Origin of the sequence: Paraburkholderia unamae, from assembly GCF_003096875.1 — a bacterium.
GTDB classification, from domain to species: domain Bacteria; phylum Pseudomonadota; class Gammaproteobacteria; order Burkholderiales; family Burkholderiaceae; genus Paraburkholderia; species Paraburkholderia unamae.
Map to the genome: position 1 here is coordinate 80,319 of NZ_QEOB01000019.1, position 18,241 is coordinate 98,559.

At 62.0% G+C, this 18,241-nt stretch carries 17 protein-coding genes; 6 read left to right on the plus strand and 11 right to left on the minus strand.

All coding sequences use genetic code 11. The features are described 5' to 3' along the window. Positions 1-95: 95 nt before the first annotated feature. Complete coding sequence (locus C7402_RS32980) at positions 96-1,244, minus strand: glycosyltransferase family 4 protein (RefSeq protein ID WP_112174310.1); 1,149 nt, start codon at positions 1,242-1,244, stop codon at positions 96-98. A 277-nt stretch (positions 1,245-1,521) separates the two neighbouring features. Between C7402_RS32980 and waaC the strand changes: the two genes are divergently transcribed. Continuing rightward, positions 1,522-2,523 (plus strand): lipopolysaccharide heptosyltransferase I, encoded by a 1,002-nt coding sequence (gene waaC, locus C7402_RS32985; RefSeq protein WP_116613643.1) that lies wholly within the window; start codon positions 1,522-1,524, stop codon positions 2,521-2,523. Between the two features lie 294 nt (positions 2,524-2,817). Further along, a complete protein-coding gene (locus C7402_RS32990) occupies positions 2,818-3,135 on the plus strand; it encodes a DUF4148 domain-containing protein (RefSeq protein ID WP_116613644.1) in 318 nt (105 codons plus the stop codon). A gap of 100 nt (positions 3,136-3,235) precedes the next feature. Here C7402_RS32990 and mnmH read toward each other — a convergent pair whose 3' ends face one another. Further along, a complete protein-coding gene (gene mnmH / locus C7402_RS32995) occupies positions 3,236-4,336 on the minus strand; it encodes a tRNA 2-selenouridine(34) synthase MnmH (protein WP_116613645.1) in 1,101 nt (366 codons plus the stop codon). Between the two features lie 812 nt (positions 4,337-5,148). On the opposite strand from mnmH, the gene C7402_RS33000 reads away from it, so the two are divergent. The 4 genes from C7402_RS33000 (at position 5,149) to C7402_RS46510 (ending at position 7,618) form a co-directional block, all read left to right on the plus strand. Next, positions 5,149-5,994, plus strand: coding sequence for a hypothetical protein (locus C7402_RS33000; RefSeq protein ID WP_116613646.1), 846 nt, complete (start codon positions 5,149-5,151; stop codon positions 5,992-5,994). A 7-nt stretch (positions 5,995-6,001) separates the two neighbouring features. Further along, entirely contained in the window at positions 6,002-6,421 is a 420-nt protein-coding gene (locus C7402_RS33005; protein WP_116613647.1) for a DUF4279 domain-containing protein, read from the plus strand. Between the two features lie 212 nt (positions 6,422-6,633). Then, positions 6,634-6,927, plus strand: coding sequence for a hypothetical protein (locus C7402_RS46505; protein ID WP_133254603.1), 294 nt, complete (start codon positions 6,634-6,636; stop codon positions 6,925-6,927). Beyond that, complete coding sequence (locus tag C7402_RS46510) at positions 6,881-7,618, plus strand: hypothetical protein (RefSeq protein WP_133254604.1); 738 nt, start codon at positions 6,881-6,883, stop codon at positions 7,616-7,618. Before C7402_RS46505 ends, C7402_RS46510 begins: the two co-directional genes overlap by 47 nt. Positions 7,619-8,014: 396 nt before the next feature. Here the strand turns inward: C7402_RS46510 and C7402_RS33010 are convergent, their stop codons facing one another. The 9 genes from C7402_RS33010 to purD form a co-directional block, all read right to left on the minus strand. Next, complete coding sequence (locus C7402_RS33010; RefSeq protein ID WP_116613648.1) at positions 8,015-9,400, minus strand: ATP-binding protein; 1,386 nt, start codon at positions 9,398-9,400, stop codon at positions 8,015-8,017. A 572-nt stretch (positions 9,401-9,972) separates the two neighbouring features. Then, positions 9,973-10,539: a hypothetical protein gene (locus C7402_RS33015; RefSeq protein WP_133254605.1), complete on the minus strand. Its 567-nt coding sequence runs from the start codon at positions 10,537-10,539 to the stop codon at positions 9,973-9,975. A 1,174-nt stretch (positions 10,540-11,713) separates the two neighbouring features. After that, positions 11,714-13,183: a ribonuclease G gene (gene rng / locus C7402_RS33020; RefSeq protein ID WP_112174305.1), complete on the minus strand. Its 1,470-nt coding sequence runs from the start codon at positions 13,181-13,183 to the stop codon at positions 11,714-11,716. An 8-nt stretch (positions 13,184-13,191) separates the two neighbouring features. Next, positions 13,192-13,815 (minus strand): Maf family protein, encoded by a 624-nt coding sequence (locus C7402_RS33025; RefSeq protein WP_112174304.1) that lies wholly within the window; start codon positions 13,813-13,815, stop codon positions 13,192-13,194. 148 nt (positions 13,816-13,963) lie between these two features. Next, positions 13,964-14,434 carry a 23S rRNA (pseudouridine(1915)-N(3))-methyltransferase RlmH gene (gene rlmH / locus C7402_RS33030; protein ID WP_112174303.1) on the minus strand — a complete coding sequence of 157 codons (471 nt, stop codon included), beginning with the start codon at positions 14,432-14,434 and terminating at the stop codon, positions 13,964-13,966. Between the two features lie 36 nt (positions 14,435-14,470). Next, the gene (gene rsfS / locus C7402_RS33035; RefSeq protein ID WP_112174302.1) at positions 14,471-14,938 is read right to left on the minus strand and encodes a ribosome silencing factor; all 468 of its coding nucleotides are present in this window, start codon (positions 14,936-14,938) and stop codon (positions 14,471-14,473) included. A gap of 2 nt (positions 14,939-14,940) precedes the next feature. After that, positions 14,941-15,663 carry a nicotinate-nucleotide adenylyltransferase gene (locus C7402_RS33040; protein WP_224038496.1) on the minus strand — a complete coding sequence of 241 codons (723 nt, stop codon included), beginning with the start codon at positions 15,661-15,663 and terminating at the stop codon, positions 14,941-14,943. Beyond that, positions 15,660-16,595: an oxygen-dependent coproporphyrinogen oxidase gene (hemF, locus tag C7402_RS33045; protein WP_112174301.1), complete on the minus strand. Its 936-nt coding sequence runs from the start codon at positions 16,593-16,595 to the stop codon at positions 15,660-15,662. Before hemF ends, C7402_RS33040 begins: the two co-directional genes overlap by 4 nt. Before the next feature lie 301 nt (positions 16,596-16,896). After that, positions 16,897-18,171: a phosphoribosylamine--glycine ligase gene (gene purD, locus C7402_RS33050; RefSeq protein WP_116613651.1), complete on the minus strand. Its 1,275-nt coding sequence runs from the start codon at positions 18,169-18,171 to the stop codon at positions 16,897-16,899. Positions 18,172-18,241: the final 70 nt, after the last annotated feature.

Consider the following 18,241-nt stretch of genomic DNA (forward strand, 5'->3'; position numbering starts at 1 on the left):
AACCGTTGAGAAGAAGAATGACCCGATTCGCCATGTTCAAAATAATAGTAGTTGGGCCCTCGAAACGCAGCGCGCGCGGGGCCGGGTGCGTGCGTTTATGACGCCGCGGGTGGCGACTTCGGCAGTTGTTGCAGATACACCTGTTCCGTCTGATCGATGAAGTCCCTCAGCGAGAATTCGCGTTCGGCCTTCGCGCGGGCGCGCCGGCCCATCGCGCCGAGCGCGTCGCGCTGAGCGAGGATCTGCGCGAGCGCTGTTGCGAGCGCGGACGGATCGTGCGGCGGCACGATCCAGCCGTCCGTGCCCTCGTCGATGTTCTCGGGCAGGCCCGCGTAGCGCGTGACGATCACGGGCTTGCCCATGGCCATCATCTCGCGGCAGGCGAACGAGACCGTCTCGATCGCGTACGACACCACGAAGCCGATATCGAAGGCCCGGATATACGACTTCACGTCCTCGACGAAGCCCGCCACGCGCACCTGCTCGCGCATGCCGAGCGCGTCGATCTCGCGCCACTGGTCCTCGTTCGGCTCGACGCCGACCACGAGGACCACGAACTGCTCGCGCTGGGCGGCGGGCAGGGCGGCGACGGCGGCGACCATGTCCATGGTGCCCTTGTACCAGTCGAAGCCCGTGACCGTGCCGACCACCAGCTTGCCGGCCTGCGACTCGCCGAGCAGCGCGGCGCGCGCCTGGGCGACGTCGGCGGCGCTGGCGGGCTGGAAGGCGTCGATGTCCACGCCGTTCTTGACCACGGCGACGGGTTTGGCCCCGTAGACGGAGTCATTGACGAAATCCGCCGTCGAATCCGACACGGCGATGACGACGTCGGTCGCGCGCGTGGCCCGCACCCGCGTGAGGAAGTCGTGCTTGATCGCGATCGAATTGTGCTTGGTCCACACCACGCGCGGGCGCGGGCCCTTCATCCCCATCATGCTGAACATCAGGAGCCGGTGATCGGGCGAGCCGTTCACGTGCACGATGTCGAAGCGCTCGCGTTCGAGCAGATCGCGCAGCGCCCGCCAGGCCGGCACCATGCGGCGCACGTCCTTGAGCTTGGCGGGAAATTCGAGCGCGAGGGCGCTCACGTTCGGGATCGCCATCGCGTGGGCGTAAAGGCGGCTCGTCGCGGGCGCGGCGACGAAAACCTGATGGCGGCTCGCGAGGCCCCGCGCAATGACGCCGATATAGGTGTCATGGCCGCCGCCGCGGCCGTAGTGAAAATTGGTCAGCAGGATTTTCAAACAGGGGGCTCCTGCCCGGAATTTTGCCTTGGAAGGCTATAGTGGGGCCAGATTGGCGCGATGTCGATCCGGGCGATCTACGGCCACTGATTTTAACGCATGGGCCCTCGCGCAAGCCGATTGGCGAGGGCACGCGCGAGAAGGCCGCCTGGCCCCGCCAATCGCTCTTGCGCGCGGGGCGCTGACGTATAATCGCGGGTCCGGCGAGCCCGTTGCTCGCTCCCGGCCATGCGCAGGCTGCCTCCAGTTGCGCGTGGTCCTGTCAGTCTTCCGTGTCATGGACCGCATTCTCATAGTCAAAGTCACCTCGATGGGCGACATCGTCCATGGTCAACCTGTCGTCGCGGACCTGCACCGAGCCTTTCCGGGCGTGAAGGTGGACTGGGCGGCCGACGGCGCGTTTGCCGACATCCTCAGCTGGAATCCCGGTATCGACCGCGTGCTCTGCGCGCCGCTGCGCCGCTTCAAGCGCGCGCGCAGCCTGGCCGACCTGAAGGCCATCGCCGCTTCGATCGGCGAGCTGCGCGCCGTGAAGTACGACGTGATTCTCGACCTGCATGGCGTGTACAAGAGCGCGATCATCGCGTTCCTCGCGCGAGGCCGCCTGCGCTACGGTTACCGTCGCGAAAGTCTCGGCGAGACCGGTGCGGCGTTCGCCTACAACCGGCGTTATCCCCCGCGCGAGGATTTGCTCGCCTGGGAGGGCCTGCGCAAGACGGTGGGCGACACCTTCGGCTACTCGATCGACAGCGCGCCCGACTTCGGCCTCGTGGTGCCCAAGCCCGCCACGCCGCTGGCCGGCGCCGCGCATGCACCCTATGCGATGCTGTTTCACGCGACTTCCAGCGACGAGAAGAAGTGGCCCGTCACGCATTGGCATCGCGTCGGCGCGCACCTGCGCGAACGGGGCCTGACCGCGCTGCTGCCGTGGGGCTCCGAGGCCGAGCGCCGTGAAGGCGAGGCGATCGCGGCGGGCATTCCGGGCGCAGTCGTGCTGCCGAAGCTTAGCGTGACCGAGGTGGCGCAATACATCGACGCCGCCGCGCTCGTGGTCGGCACCGACACGGGCTTCGTGCACCTCGCGAGCGCCGTGGGGCGCCCGACGGTGATGATCTTCACGGCGACTTCGGTGCGTCACTTCGGCATTGGCGTGCCGGGCCGCTCGATCTCGCTCGGCGACGCCGGCCGGCCCGCCGAAATCGCCGAGGTTTGCGAGGCGATCTCCACCGTGTTGCCCGCGGCAGGCGCCGCCGCGTCCAAGGTTCCGGCCGCGCGCTGACCGCTTCAGCCCCGCGCGCACCGTGCGCCCCGCGCGTCGCTCGGCGGCGGGGCGCCATCTCCTCCCGATCTATTTCGCTCCGGATCATTTGCCCACCGGCGAGCAGGCTCATGCCCTCGCCGACGCCTGCGCACGCCCGTGCACCAAGGCTTGCGGCGATTCTGCGACGCGCTGGAACAATCCTTTAGATCGTTAGGGGTTAACCCTGGACCTCCCGAAGCCTAGACTGCGTTCATCGGTCACATGCGCATACCGCCGCACACAGACCGCAAAAAGTCCAATGGAGGTCGTACCATGAAGTCCCTGATTCAAGCCGTTGCCGCTGCCGCCGCTCTTGCCGCTCTCGTTGCTCCCGCCGCTTCGTTCGCGCAGTCGCAGTCGACCATCACCCGCGCCCAGGTGCGCGCCGAGCTCGTGCAGCTCCAGCAGGTGGGTTACCGCGTCGGCGATGGCGACAACGCACACTATCCCGAAGCGATCCAGGCCGCGCAGGCCAAGGTCGCCACGCTGAACGGCGCGAACAGCGCCTACGGCGGCGTCGCGAACGCATCGCAATCGGGTGGCCGCCCCGCAGTGTCGGCGCAAGACTGGAACGCGATGTACTCGCGCTAAGCCTTCGCCAGTGATGCAAAAGACCGGGCCGCAGAGATTCTGCGGCCCGGTTGGTTTTTGTGGGTTGCGCGCAAGTGATTGCGCGCAGGCGCGGGAAGGGTCAGAGGGGGCGGGGCGCTTCGGCTTCGCTGTCCTGCGCCTCGCCGGTGTCGGGCATGTCCCGCAACTGGCCGAGCAGCGTTTGGGCCTGAGCGATCGTGTCGCCTGTCATCGGCTGGAATGCGAAGTGCAGCGATTTCGCGAGCTTCGGATAGTGGCGTCGCGTGCTGCGCGTATAGGCGGGGTCGTAGTGCTCGGCGATGAGCGCTTCGGACAACTCGGCGCGGCCACCCTCGTCGAGCAGCCGGCACCAGTTCTGGATGCGCTCGCGCCCGTGCAGCGGCGTGAGCTTCACCAGCTGCTCGCGGAAGTATTCGTGATCGGCGAGCAGATGTCCGTATTCCTCCAGCAAGAGCGCCACGCGCTCCTCGCGCGCCACTTCGACCACGATGCAAGGCGCGTCGTGAATCTGCTCGACGAGCGCGACCGGCAGCGTGATCGCGCCGATGCGCCGGCTTTCCGCTTCGACGAATACGGGCTGCGCGGGGTCGAAGGCGCGCAGCGTTTGCACGAGCGCCGTGTCGAACGACTTCTGCGCGGGCTGTGCGCGCGTGGGCAACGCGCCGAGCAGCGAGCCGCGATGGGCGGCGAGCCCTTCGAGATCGAGAATCTGCGCGCCGGCCGCACCCAGCGCCTTCAAAAGCCGCGTTTTGCCGCTGCCCGTGGGGCCGGCGAGCACGACATAGCGGAACGCGGCGGGGAGGCTGCCGAGCGCCTCGACCACCGTATGGCGATAAGCCTTGTAGCCGCCTTCGAGCTGGCGCGCGCGCCAGCCGATCATGTTGAACATCGCCGTCATCGAGCCCGAGCGCTTGCCGCCGCGCCAACAGTAGATGAGCGGGCGCCAGTTGCGCGGGCGGTCGGCGAAGATCGTGTCCAGATGCTTCGCGATGTTGCGCGCGGCGAGCGCCGCGCCGACGCGTGTGGCGTCGAAGGGCGAATCCTTGTACATCGTCCCCACGATCACGCGCTCCTCGTTGCTGAGGACGGGCGCATTGATCGCGCCGGGGACGTGATCCTCGGCGAATTCGAGCGGCGTTCTCACGTCGATGATCTCGTCGAATTCGCCGATCTGTTCAATGGTGACGCGCTGGTGATTCAACTGCGATGCTCCGGTGATGCGCTACATGACGTCGTGCTACATCAGCACGATGTCATATTGTTCTAATGCACTTGATTTTTTGATATCAAATCAAGTGGGTAGAGTGCTGCGTGTCCCAATTTAGTCTTCTGGCTACCCATTTGAGGCGCGATGGGGCGATACCGGATGATACACACTGCGACACGAACATTCTGTGCGGGTCCTTTGCTGTGTGCCCGTTGCACGGGTAATTGCACGCCGCGATGCGTGCCTGGCTGCAAAGTCCGAGAGGTCTACGCATCTACGCGGACCGGTTGCCGCGAGAGGGGGAGGCGGGCGCGCGGTTTCTTCCGCCCGTTCGCCCTTATATATAGTCGGAAGAAACTCTGGTTCCGCTCAACGTTCCGGCCTCTCGTTCAGCGCTATGTTGGCGTCGCGGACCTGAGCGGTCGCGTTTCTTTCCTCTGTCGCGCCTTTTTATAGACGGTAAAAAGCCCAGATTCCGTGCGTACCTCGGTGGTGTGAACCAGTGTCTAAACCTTGTCCGGTAAGGGATTCGCGGTGATGAGTACGCAGATCGCGCCCGCCGTGAGCCGCCTTGCGCCGAAGGTATTCTCCGTAGTCGAAACGCGTACCCCTGCCGTTGAAACGCCGCTTTTTTCTTCGTAGCCGCGTTTCGGTGGCACTTGGCGACACCTTCCACCGCGGTCTGACGGGCTGCATTCGTTCTGCATCAAGTCGCCAGACATTCATCTATCGCAAAGGCTCTCGTCCCGTTGTCTGCTACGTATACCGGTCACGCCCGCTGTGGCGCACGGCGAGGAATCCGATCCATGCTCTTTCTTGGCTCGTATATCGATATTTGCGACGAGAACCAGCGACACACCTACCTTTTCTGGCCCAGCCTTCGCCAGTCGCTCTACCTGAGCCTGGTCAGTCCGCGCACGTTCGAACCGCCGCGCCACTACAGCTTCGGCGCGAACCGGCATTTCACCGAAATCACCCGCGACGAGATCGACGACATCACGACAGCCATGCAGTTCGCCCGCCGCGCCTTTCTTGAAGACGGTGGCACGATGCGTGCCCTGTCGGTGGCCAGTGATGGCGACCTGCGCGCAGTACTCGGCAAGATTGATGTGTTTGGTGGTGAGTGGACGAGAGGCCAACAGCTTCACGATCTCCGGGATCTCTGGGATGCCGTGTTCAGAGCCGTCAGGGAGGGCGGGCTGATCTTCGTGCCCGAGCGGGAGGATTTACGCGCCTGCGTCAAGGCCATTCAGGAGGATCGCGAGAAACGGCCTGCGCACGGCGCGCAGCGACCGCAAGACCGCAGCCCCTATTCGACCGTCGAGCAGATGATGGGCAAGCCGCCGCGTATGCCACAGAATCCGGCCAAGCCATCATGGATGACCGGCTCGACACCACTCGGCGATGCGGAGCCATTCGGGTTCACGCCGGATGCTGCCGGCGGCGATACGTTGGAACTTGCTGCAAGCACCAACGACCCGAACTACGCAGCGAAGATGCTTGGGTATGACCGTAAGACGTTCGGTGATATGGTCCACGTCATGAAGGACGATCTCAACCTTCGGGGTGATGACAACGTTATCTGGCATGACACTGGCGCAGTCGAATTCAAGAAGAACATCATCGGCAATATGCACGACTATGCTTTCTGAGCGCGAAATGGCAAACGGACATCAACTTGCGTATGTATCCTTTCTGGTCTCAGGAGATAGCGTTGATCCTGCATTCTGGAGCGAGTATTTTGGCATCCTTCCCGATACTTCGGTGGTCAAGGACCAGCATTTCAAGACTCCGTCTGGACGCGTGAGCAGCGTTCCTGGGCGTACTGGCGTGTGGGGTGTAAGAAGCAAGACGGCTATCAGTAGTGATTCGCTTGAGCCGCATCTCCGGTATCTCATCAAATACCTCAATCTGCCACGGACGGACCTTCGCCAAGTACTCACAGACAAGGGCGCGAGTATGCGTTTCTTCTGCTATTGGGACAACGAGAGCGGCGACCGCGTACCCGATGTGCCCGACGATATCAGCGCCATGATGGAAGCGATGGGCGGCACGGTAGAGATTGACGAGTACCGATAATGCGGTGCGAACTCGCCGCCAAATGCAAGAGCCGACCCGCGCGAGTCGGCTTTTTTGTGTCCATCAATCGACGTTTTCTACTTTCGCGGTTCGGCGAATTGTGTGCAATACCCGCACGTGCAGAAGACACCTAGAGACACCTTACGGTGTTGGCTGGATCCGGATCGTCGGATTCCCCCGAGACTTCTGAGGAGCGTAGGCGGATCCAGCCATTGAAAAAGTACGCCGTGAATAAAAAAGCCCTAAAGGAGAGCTCGCGTTCTGCCGATGACTATATGCGCATACTTTGCGTATTTCAGGCAGCATGGCTTGCCGACTCGATTATGGTTGGTAGGCTGAAGTCTTTTAACCACCAGAAAAATATTAAGAATGATAAGCGCACTAGATTGGATTATCAAAAACAAGGAATGGCTATTCAGTGGAATTTTGGTTCCGATTTCGCTTGGAGCTTGGGGGTGGTTGAAATCGAAACAACAAAACCGACCGCAAGCCGTTGGTTACGATAGTCTTGGACCCTTCAACTTTCCGCTACCTCATGAGATTCTGAAAGAAGAAATTGCTGCGCAGACTCAGGATTTGCCGGAGCTCGCTATTTCTGTACTAATGTTAGATAACCATGAAAATGCATCACATCGAGATTTGCGCATACTATATTCAGGAGAATTTGAGTACTCTGCGCAACTAGAGTTCAGGCGGCGAGATGTGAAAGTTAGATATAAAATTGACTGTCAAAATAAGGAAATTTTAATTGATGAAATTCCGCCAAGAGAGACGATATCGGTAGTATTTTTCAATCCAGACGCCGGATTCTCAATTGATTATGTTCTGATCGGTGATACCGAAATAACGACGCCAATGCGGAAATTGGCCGCAGCAAAGCGCGACCCTAAGCTATATTGGTACGGGAAGATTGCAAACTACGTAATGGTTATCAGTGTGGTTGCAATGTTGTACACGGGATATGCTGTGTGGAAACAAAACCAAGACCAGAGAGTTATTTCATCGATAAGCGGAAATCTCGAAGGGTGTACGCCAACCGTAATTTACGAATCGGATGAGCATCAAAGTGATTTAAATCGCCGATTCTTGAAATTGAACTATCCGTTTGACCGCTTGGTGCTTTCATTGAACAAGGTGTCTTCGCTGCAAGAGCTTGACGCAAAGAAAACAGTGATATTTTGCGAGCCGAGCAAGTAGTAGCATTAATGCATCATCAGACACGAATTAGTCGAGATGATCTGTGCCAAGGTCCAAGGCCGAACTTCAACTGGTTCTCGATGCAATTCGATCCCGCTCAGCAACGGCGAAGCCCACCTGCTCGATCTCATCGATCGAGCGCCGTGGCAACACCCTCTGGTTGTCGGCGCGTTGCCGGCCCGCAAGGGCTGGCCGTTCAGTTGTCTGTCTCAGGCCCGACGGCCTTGGTGGGGCATTTTTCGGGGGCGCCCCCACCAAGGTCCTGGCCCATACTCAAAGGCTGGCCGTAGGCGGCGAGAGTGGCCATGCGCGTCCTCTTCGAATGAACGGTCGCACGTTCCTCGTTGCATGGACGAATTGGATCGCGAAAAAGGTAACGCTTTTAGCGAATCTACCTTAGTCTATTTTTTTGATGAGAATCCACTCGGTTTTGTTGCCTTTGGGGATCATCTCTATGATCTTTTCATCTCGCAAACTATAGAATACATTTTTCATGGCATTCTCAGATTTTATGCCAGTCAATTCTCTCCCTTGCTTGTTGGTTATCTTTTCATTTTTCTTAATAAATTCAATAACCAACTCCTCTGGCTTGGCAAGAGGTGTGTGCGGGATAGTGACGACGACCGTGTTTTGTGCCTCTTCGATCGTCGGATCCTTGAGCTTCCATTCCTTCATTTTTTTAAAGGCTGTATTCAGACCTTCTCCCATATCCTTGTTGGGTGGTGTTTTATATCGCGACAAAGTTCGAACAATTTGCTTGTTTCTGGAGTATCGAACATCAAGTATATTTTCGATGGTTACAAATCCGGGCAGGCGGCCGGGACTTTGAACCTCAATGCGATTGTCAAAGATTCGAATGTGAACATCATCCGCTACAGAATAATCTCTGTGAATAATTGCATTAACAACAATCTCCCAAATCGCCTCTGGAGGGTATGAAACTTTCTTCAGTCCATCCACGGTCCAAATGCTTATGTCAGACATTATTGCAGTTATTCTATTTACCGAATTTTGTATAATCTGATATGCTGGACCTTCTACGGATTCAGAAAATGCTAGATTATCTCTTTCGGGATCATCTTCTTTCGTCTCGTAGCGCGTAATTCTTACGCCCGATCGCGTGGGTATCACTGCGGACGGGTTTGGAGAGAACAAAACAAGGCCGCAGACCTTCGGGTCCCATGTTTTGAGGTCGATCAAGTTTTCATTAACTGTGAAGTTAAGTGCGTCCGTCTTTGGTGAAAAATCGGATAAGAAGGAGTGAAGCTCTTCTGACTCGACGATGATCTCCGCAGGCACATTGGCCACGGCAGCGTCTTCGAAAGATGCGAGCCCCTTCGCAAATTTCAGTGCGATCAAATGATCGGGATTCTTGAGTGGAAGCGACTGCGCGCCCTTTCTAAGAAACACTTCCTTTGAGGGAGTCTGGTGAACCTGCGGGCTCTTATCGATCTCGATTGACAGGACAAAGCCCGGAAGGTCCTTGGCCACCAAAAATTCCATGGACACGGGGACCTGCGGAAGAATTTCATGCAGTGCCTGAAGATGGCCATTGAACTCCTCAATTGAGCTGAGGCCGCGCCAACGCTTCTCCGGCAACTCGTCTACCTTGTCATCCTCGATGCCTATCAGCACGTCCCCTCCGTCCGCATTCGCGAGAGCTACAACGAGCTTCTGAAGGGACGCACCCGATACCTTGGCGGATTTTTTATCGAAGAAATGACTTTCTGGGCGACAGATCAACACAATTGCTTCGTCCTTGTTCAAAGCACGAGTAAGCATGAATGGGCTCCAGGCGTTATCAGACTGAAATCGTATCAGGAGTTTGACAGCGCCGGACACGGAAGGGCCCCGAGCAAATGAAGAGCGGAGCTGTCATCGTCACACGAGGCCGTAGATTTTTCCGCAGCGCCTTATGCAGCAAGCCTCTCCGAAATTTCCGAGTGCCCCAACGAGTCAGGATTCGTCTTTTGGGGGATTCCGCGTCCCACTATCTCGGTCGCTAAAAGGGCGAATGTCATCGCAGCTTGTCGGATGTATGGAGACCGCGCAGGCGAGACAGGCGCCGTTGTTCGCCCTTTTGACGACTGCGTGACCGACGCCTACTTGGCACATGCCGACCGCTCAAGGCGAATGCGGTCTCACGAACGGCGACGGCGGCAGCGAAAGAGGCCAGAAGGCGGTCATTGTGTAGGTCGAGCTGCCCACGCTTCATCGAGAGCGTCGTCCTTCGACTCGTGAGCTTCGAGAAGGAACGTATAGCGATCGGCAAGGCTTTCGATTAAGTCATCGAATTGAGTGGAGGGCTCAGGGCCTCCCTCGGCTTCGAAGCGGTCCCATTCCGAGTGGTTTTGCTATAGTAGCGCGTGGATCTCCCGCCACACTGACGGCCGGCCGTTGTCGATTGCGGGAAGAAATGTACGGACGCGATATGTACCGTCGTCGTAGCCTCCAACAAAGATTCCTTCTTCGATGGCGAGACCGAACTGGCGCCAGCGACCCTTTTCAACGATAGGCCGCACTAATGGGAAGGTTAGAAAAGCGCGTAGCAGGTTGACGTGTAGCAAGGTCTGATCCATCGTGCCGAGTCGCTGGAAGGCGCGCTGGAGTGCGTGTGCCGTGACCTCGACGGGCAGCACGAGGGCCATGTGTGGCGGAAGTAGCGAGGAACATTCGAGATAGATCAGGCTGACGCCACCGTCCGGGCGACGTTGCTCGTAGAAGCCCCGAACTATCGTGTGACCCGGTTCCCGCGCAAGCCCGAAGCTGAACACGTTGTGCCGGGTAAGGAGCTGCTCGACCTGTTGCATGTACTTGTGCGCATCGCGGCCAGTCATACTGGCGCGCCAACGCGGCTTGAGGCGCCTCAACAGTGCTTCAAAGAGTTCTACGCTGGCGCGTTTTGGCGAGTTTTCAGACATGAGCCTCGCGCGACCGCGTGCCACGCGCGGGTCAACATACGTTTTTTCTTTCATCCAGATTTGTGACGCCAAAGCTCGGTCAGAGGCCGGACATTCCGCCGCGAAGCTTTGCCTTCGATGCGCGCGGGCACTAACACCTCGGTGATCTTCCAGAGTTTTCAAACTCAATAGCTGCCGGTCATAGTTATCAATGTGCGACGTGGTTGCGAGGATTGTACGTGCGCCTGGGGCGTCGCGCGTGACGCCAGTGCCGCAGTGAACGGACCCGCAGTATTCACTCAGGGAGGGCCGTGCGAATGCTGAATGGGTGTGTTGTTCGCCTTTTTGGCGACCGCGCGCGTGGCGCCAGTCGATCGCTCAGCTGCTCATAGTCGGCCACATGCGCTGTCGGCCAGCGCCGCTTCACGATGGCGGCTGCCTCTTCGCGGCCGGAGCAAAACTCTAGATCAAGAAGTTCCGCATTGCCGTCGCGGTGGACGAGGCATCGCGCAGGATGCAGGCGCTTCGCGACGATGACCGGGCGGGCTCCCTTGGCATTGCGGCCGCGTCTCAGTTCCAACTGCCGGTTGTAGCAACTGACGCACAGCTCCTGCCGAATTAGCCGCAAGGCAGCGACTCCGCATCGTACGCAAGGGCGCGCGGGCTGCACTGGCCGGAAGACCTTTCCCGTTTCATCGATCGCTGCCGCTTGTGGGCCGCACTGCTGTGAGTGGGCACGCCCGATTGGGCTCGCGCGACACGTCAAGAACTTCTCGGTTTGCTGATTCCGCGCACAGGAGGCTGGAGAGAGGTCGGCTCGCAGCGGTTCGCAACGGAAAGTTCGAAGGCTAGGATACTCGGGGTGCTCGCGGTACTCGATCTGCATCGTTCGCCGGGGGACGAGTTTCGATGCGGCATCGTCGGCTCACGACTTGTCCGCTGCTTGTCCTGCGCGACAAGTGCGCGACAAGTTGGGGCAGCGGCTTCAAACCTTTGTGGGGCGGCTGTTGCTCGGTGAGCAGGTAGAGATCGAAGCGGCTCAGCTTGTCGCGTGCCCGTTAAAAAAAGGGCGAATGGGGGCGCCCGCAAAGGCGCTCGTGCTACCGCGCCTCAATTTAGTAGCCAGATTAGTAGCTGGCAAAATTTCTGGCGGAGTTATATTGATGGAAGGCCCGTGGGGTGGCCTTCCCTTTGACTACATCAAAACGATGTCGTACTGCTCCTGACTCAGATTCGACTCCACCTGCAACGACACCGGCTTGCCGATGAAGTCGATCAGCATGGCGAGATGCTGCGACTCTTCTTCGAGAAAGAGATCGATGACCTGCTGCGAAGCCACCACGCGAAACTCGCGCGGATTGAACTGGCGCGACTCGCGCAGGATCTCGCGCAGCACGTCATAGCAAACCGTGCGCGCGGTCTTCACCTGCCCCTTGCCGAGGCAAATCGGGCACGGCTCGCACAGCACATGCGCGAGCGACTCACGCGTGCGCTTGCGCGTCATCTCCACGAGCCCCAGCTGCGAGAAGCCGTTCACGGTCACGCGCGTGCGATCGCGCGAAAGCGCCTTCTTCAGCTCACCCAGCACCTGGTCGCGATGCTCGACGTTCTCCATGTCGATGAAGTCGATGATGATCACGCCGCCCAGATTGCGCAGACGCAATTGCCGCGCGATCGTGTGCGCCGCTTCGAGATTCGTCTTGAAGATCGTGTCGTCGAAGTTGCGTGCGCCCACATAGCCGCCCGTGTTCACGTCGATGGTCGTCATCGCCTCGGTCTGGTCGATCACGAGGTAGCCGCCCGACTTGAGGTCCACGCGCCGCGAGAGCGCGCGCTGGATCTCGGCCTCGATGTTGTAGAGGTCGAAGAGGGGCCGCTCGCCCGTGTAGTGATGCAGCTTCGGCAACACCGCGGGCGTGAATTCGCCGGCGAACTCGGTGAGCTTCTGGAACGTTTCGCGCGAATCGACCTGAATGCGCGAGGTCTCGTCGTTCACGAAGTCGCGCAGCACGCGCTGCGCGAGATTCAGATCCTGATAAAGCAGGCTCGTGGCGGGCAGCCGCTGCGCCTGCGCGATGATGGTCGCCCACGTCTTGCGCAGATACGCGACGTCGGCGGCGAGTTCTTCGCTCGTGGCGTCCTCGGCGATCGTGCGCACGATATAGCCGCCTTTTTCATCGGCGGGCAGCACGGCCGTGAGGCGCGCGCGCACCGCTTCGCGCTCGGCCTCGCTCTCGATCTTCTGCGAAATGCCGATGTGCGGTTCCTGCGGCAAATAGACCAGCGTGCGCCCCGCGATGCTCACCTGCGTGGAAAGCCGCGCGCCCTTCGTGCCGATCGGGTCTTTCACGACCTGCACCATGAGCGTTTGCCCTTCGAACACGGTCTTTTCGATCGGTTGATGATGCGCGCTCGTGTGCGCTTCGCCGGCAATGCGCGGGTGCCAGATGTCGGCCACATGGAGGAACGCGGCGCGCTCCAGTCCGATGTCGATGAACGCGGACTGCATGCCCGGCAACACGCGCACGACCTTGCCGAGATAGACATTGCCGACGCGCCCGCGTGACAGCGTGCGCTCGACGTGAAGCTCCTGTACTGCGCCTTGCTGGACCAATGCGACGCGCGTCTCCTGGGGCGTGACGTTGATCAGGATTTCTTCGTTCATGATTTGTTCTAGAAGTCGATGCCCGCGGCGCGCAGGAGGGCGGCCGTTTCGAATAGTGGCAAACCCATGATACCCGAATAGGACCCGTCGATTCGCTCGACGAATTCCGCAGCGCGGCCCTGGATGCCGTACGCGCCGGCCTTGCCGAACGGCTCGCCGCTCGCCACGTACCGCGCGATCGCGGCGGGCAGCGCGGGGGCGAAGCGCACATGCGAGCGCGAGACCGCAACGGGCAGGCACACGCCTTCGGCGTTCACCACGGCGACGGCGGTCAGCACTTCGTGTTCGCGGCCCATGAGCCGTTCGAGCATCGCATAGGCATCGGCCGCGTCGTGCGGCTTGCCGAGGATGTGGCCGTCGATGGAAACCGTGGTGTCGGCCGTGAGAATCGGCGCATGCGGGTGCGCGCCGGCGACGAGGCGCGCGCGGGCGGCGTCGGCCTTGGCGGCGCACACGCGCTCGACGTAGACGGCGGCTTGCTCGCCGGGCAGCACGGCTTCGAGCGCTTCGGCGTCTTCGTCGGGACGCGGCAGCAGCAGTTCGAAGCGCACGCCGAGCTGCTGGAGCAGCTCCTGGCGCCGCGGGCTTTGCGAGGCGAGATAGACGAACGGATAGGGCGCGTTGGTGGGCATCGGAGCGTCTTGGACGTTACGGACTTCGGGTTGACGTGCGCGCCTCGCGCGAGGCGAGAGCGCGCCGAAACCGGCTCAAGCGGGCTGCGGCTGGCTTAAGCGGGCTCGGGCGGGCTCGGGCGAAGCTCTGGCGCGCTTTATGCACGCCTCACACGCGATGATAGGGGTGATTCTGCGTGATGGTCCACGCGCGGTAAAGCTGCTCGGCGAGCAGCACGCGCACCATCGCATGCGGCAGCGTGAGGGAGGACAGGCGCAGGAGCGTATCGGCGCGCGCCTTGAGCTCGGGGTCGAGCCCGTCGGCGCCGCCGATCAGGAACGCCACGTCGCGCCCGTCCTGCTGCCAGAGCGGCAGTGCCTTGGCGAGCTGCATCGTGGTCCAGTCCTTGCCGCGTTCGTCGAGCGCGACGATGCGCGCGTTCTTCGGCAGCGCGGCCTCGATGCGCGTGCGCTCGGCGGCCATCACGCTCTCGGCGGAGCGGCCCGACGAGCGCTGCTCGGGCTTCACCTCGCGCAGCTCGATGCGCAGCTCCGGCGGCATGCGCTTCGTATATTCCTCGAAGCCCTCGGCGATCCAGTCCGGCATCTTGTGGCCGACGGCGACGATATGCAGTTTCATCGTGCTAAACGAATGCGGTTGGCGAGCGTGCCGCGCTTACTTCGCGGTTTTACGCGCAGCGGTCTTGCGTGCGGGCTTTTTCACGGCCGGCGCGACTTCCCCGTCTTCGTCCTCGTCGTCCATCGGCTCGCTCGGGCGCGCGCCCGCGAAGCCCGTGTTGTTGGCAAGCTTCAGGCGCACCGGCTTGTCGCCCCAGATTTCTTCGAGGTTGTAGTACTGGCGCAGCGCGGGCTGAAGGATGTGGACGACTGCGTCGCCGCAATCCACGAGCACCCATTCGCCGATGTCCTCGCCTTCCGTGCTGACGATGTCGCCGCCGGCTTCCTTGACCTTCTCGCGCACGCTGTTGGCGAGCGCCTTGGTCTGGCGGTTCGAGGTGCCGCTCGCGACGACCACGCGGTCGAACAGCTCGGTCAGATGGCTCGTGTTGAAGACGCGAATGTCCTGTGCCTTGACGTCTTCCAGACCGTCGACGATGGCGCGTTGAAGTTTGCGGATGTCCATAGTTACCCGTGTTGCGAATAGAGATGATGTTGAAGGATATAGTCCCACACGGCTGCGGGAAGCTTGTCGGCGGCGGTGCCGCGACGTTGCCCGCTCGCCACGCAGGCCGGCAGGTCGCGCCGGATTTCGGTCGCCGAAACGTCGAGTGCGAGCGTTTCGTCGACGATCAGGCGGCCGTGCGGCGTTGCCGCAAGGGCGGCGGGGTTCGCGCGGCGCGCAGCGACTTCCTGGGCGACCGCTGGCGGCAGCGTCCCGAAGTCGAAGCCCGGCCGGCTCGCCACGCCCAGATGCGCGAGCGCGAAAAGCTCGCGCCATGCGTGCCACGAATCGAGGTGCAGCAGTTGATCGGCGCCCATTAGCAACGTCAGCGCCGCTTGCGCGTTGCTTTCGCTCTTTGCGCGCCAGCGGCGCAGGGTGTCGACCGTGTAAGTCGGGCCGTCGTGCTCGATTTCGTCGGCGTCGACGTTCACCGTCACGCCCGGCAGCGCAAGCGAGGCGGCGGCGGCGCGCGTCATGGCGAGCCGATGTTGCGCCGCCGTGACGCCGGGCTTTTGCCACGGCTGGCCGGCGGGCAGCAGGATCAGCTCGTTCAGGTCCAGCGCGCGCGCGAAATGGCGCGCGAGCGCGAGGTGGCCCTCGTGGATCGGATCGAAGGTGCCGCCGAGCAGCCCGACGCGCCGTGCGAGTGCGTCAGGGGGAGCGGTGAAGGCTTGTGTCACGGTCAAACCCAGTCGCGTACCGGCAGGAAGTCGGTATAAAGGCGCGCTTCCGGCGTGCCCGGCTGCGGCTGCCAGTCGTAGCGCCAGGTCGCGCCCGGCGGCATCGACATGAGGATCGATTCCGTGCGCCCGCCGCTTTGCAGCCCGAAATGCGTGCCGCGGTCCCAGACCAGGTTGAATTCGACGTAGCGGCCGCGCCGGTACGCCTGGAATTCGCGCTCGGCTTCGCCGTAGGGCGTCGCGCGGCGCTGTTCGATGATCGGCAGATACGCCTTCAGGAAGCCGTCACCCACGCTCTTGAGCATGGCGAACGCCTGGTCGAAGCCGCCTTCGGCGTAATCGTCGAAGAAGATGCCGCCCACGCCGCGCGCCTCGTTGCGGTGCTTCAGGAAGAAGTACTCGTCGCACCAGCGCTTGAAGCGCGGGTACAGGTCCGCGCCATAGGGCGCGAGCGCGTCGCGGCACACCCGGTGGAAATGCTGCGCGTCTTCCTCGAAGCCGTAGTACGGCGTGAGGTCCATGCCGCCGCCGAACCAGAACACGGGCGCTTCGCCCGGCCTCGTGGCGAGCAGCATGCGCACGTTCATGTGCACGGTCGGGCAGTACGGATTGCGCGGATGCAGCACGAGCGAAACGCCCATCGCCTCGAAACCGCGGCCGTTCAGTTCGGGGCGCGCGGCCGTGGCCGAGGGCGGCAGGGCGTCGCCGGCAACGTCGGAAAAGCCGATGCCCCCGCGCTCGAAGAACTGTCCCCCTTCGATGATGCGCGTGCAGCCGCCGCCGCGCAGCTTTTCGCCCGGCGCGCGTTGCCAGTTGTCGGTGGCGAGCGGCGTGCCGTCGAAGGCGCCGAGCGCGTCGGCGATCTGCGTCTGCAAGTTGGCCAGCCAGGCGCGCACGGTGGCGCTGTCCGGGGAGGCGCTGCTAGGGGTATCGGTCATCGATGAAATGGGGACGGCGGCGCGCCGGCGCCGGAATCGGGTTATTCGAAAAGGCTGCCGGGGGCGGCCCGACAGCGGCAGTGTAGCGCCGATTGGCGCGGCGCCCGGCGTAGACGGCGGCTGTGCCGCAGGCGCAAAGGCGGCACGCGGAACACGCGTCCGATGTGCTCGTGGCGGTGTGGCCCGCTTTGACGGCGAGGCGCTTAAGCGCCATAGCACGCCGCGCCCGGTGTGCGCCGTTGCGCGGCGGCCACAGTGCACGGCGGGACAGCGCTGGCGCGCCCCGCCGGTTACGTGGCGATTACTGCTTGCGGCCCGCGGCGCGATAGCCGATGTCGTTGCGATACTGCATGCCGTCGAACGAGATGCGGTTCACGGTTTCGTACGCCACGTTTTGCGCGCTGCGCACCGAATCGGCGAGACCGACCACGCACAGCACGCGGCCGCCCGAGGTCACGAGCTTGCCGTCGACGATCTGCGTGCCCGCATGGAACGTGACCGAATCGGCGGTTTCGGCGGGGATGTCGCTGATGCGGTCGCCCTTGCGCGGCGTCTCCGGATAGTTGTGCGCGGCGAGCACGACGCCGAGCGCCGTGCGGCGGTCCCATTCCAGCTCGACCTGATTGAGCGTGCCGGCAATGGCGTGCTCCACGACCTTCGAGAAGTCGCCCTTCAGGCGCGCCATGATCGGCTGCGTTTCCGGGTCGCCCATGCGGCAGTTGAATTCGAGCGTCTTCGGGGTGCCTTGCGCGTCGATCATCAGACCGGCGTAGAGGAAGCCCGTGTAGCGGATGCCTTCCTTTTCCATGCCCGCCACGGTCGGCAGGATGATTTCGCGCATCACGCGTGCGTGCAACTGCGGCGTGACGATGGGCGCGGGCGAGTAGGCGCCCATGCCGCCCGTGTTCGGGCCCTGATCGCCGTCTTGCAGACGCTTGTGGTCCTGGCTCGACGCGAGCGCGAGCACGTGCTTGCCGTCCACCATGACGATGAAGCTCGCTTCCTCGCCCGCGAGGAATTCCTCGATCACCACGCGCGCGCCGGCGTCGCCGAGCTTGTTGTCGGCGAGCATCATGTCGATGGCCTGGTGCGCTTCTTCCAGCGTCATCGCCACGACCACGCCCTTGCCGGCAGCGAGGCCGTCGGCCTTGATCACGATCGGCGCGCCGTTCTTGTCGACGTAGGCGTGCGCGGCCGCGGCGTCCGAGAAGGTCTCGTAGGCCGCGGTCGGGATGTTGTGGCGCTTCATGAACGCTTTGGCGAAGTCCTTCGAGCTTTCGAGCTGCGCGGCTTCCTTCGACGGGCCGAACACCTTCAGGCCGCGCTGGCGGAACACGTTGACGATGCCTGCCGCGAGCGGCGCTTCCGGGCCGACCACGGTGAGGGCGACGCCTTCGCGCTCGGCGAAATCGGCGAGCTCGTGGATGTCCGTGATGTCGACGTTGGCGAGCCGCTCGTCCTGCGCGGTGCCGCCGTTACCGGGTGCGACGTAGACGAGCTGCACGCGCGGCGCCTGCGCGAGCTTCCACGCCAGCGCATGTTCGCGGCCGCCAGAACCGACGACGAGTAACTTCATGAGAATCCCCGAAAGACCAAGACCAGAAACAGTTGCGGCCGGCGCACAGTGCGCCGGCCGTGAAAATCGC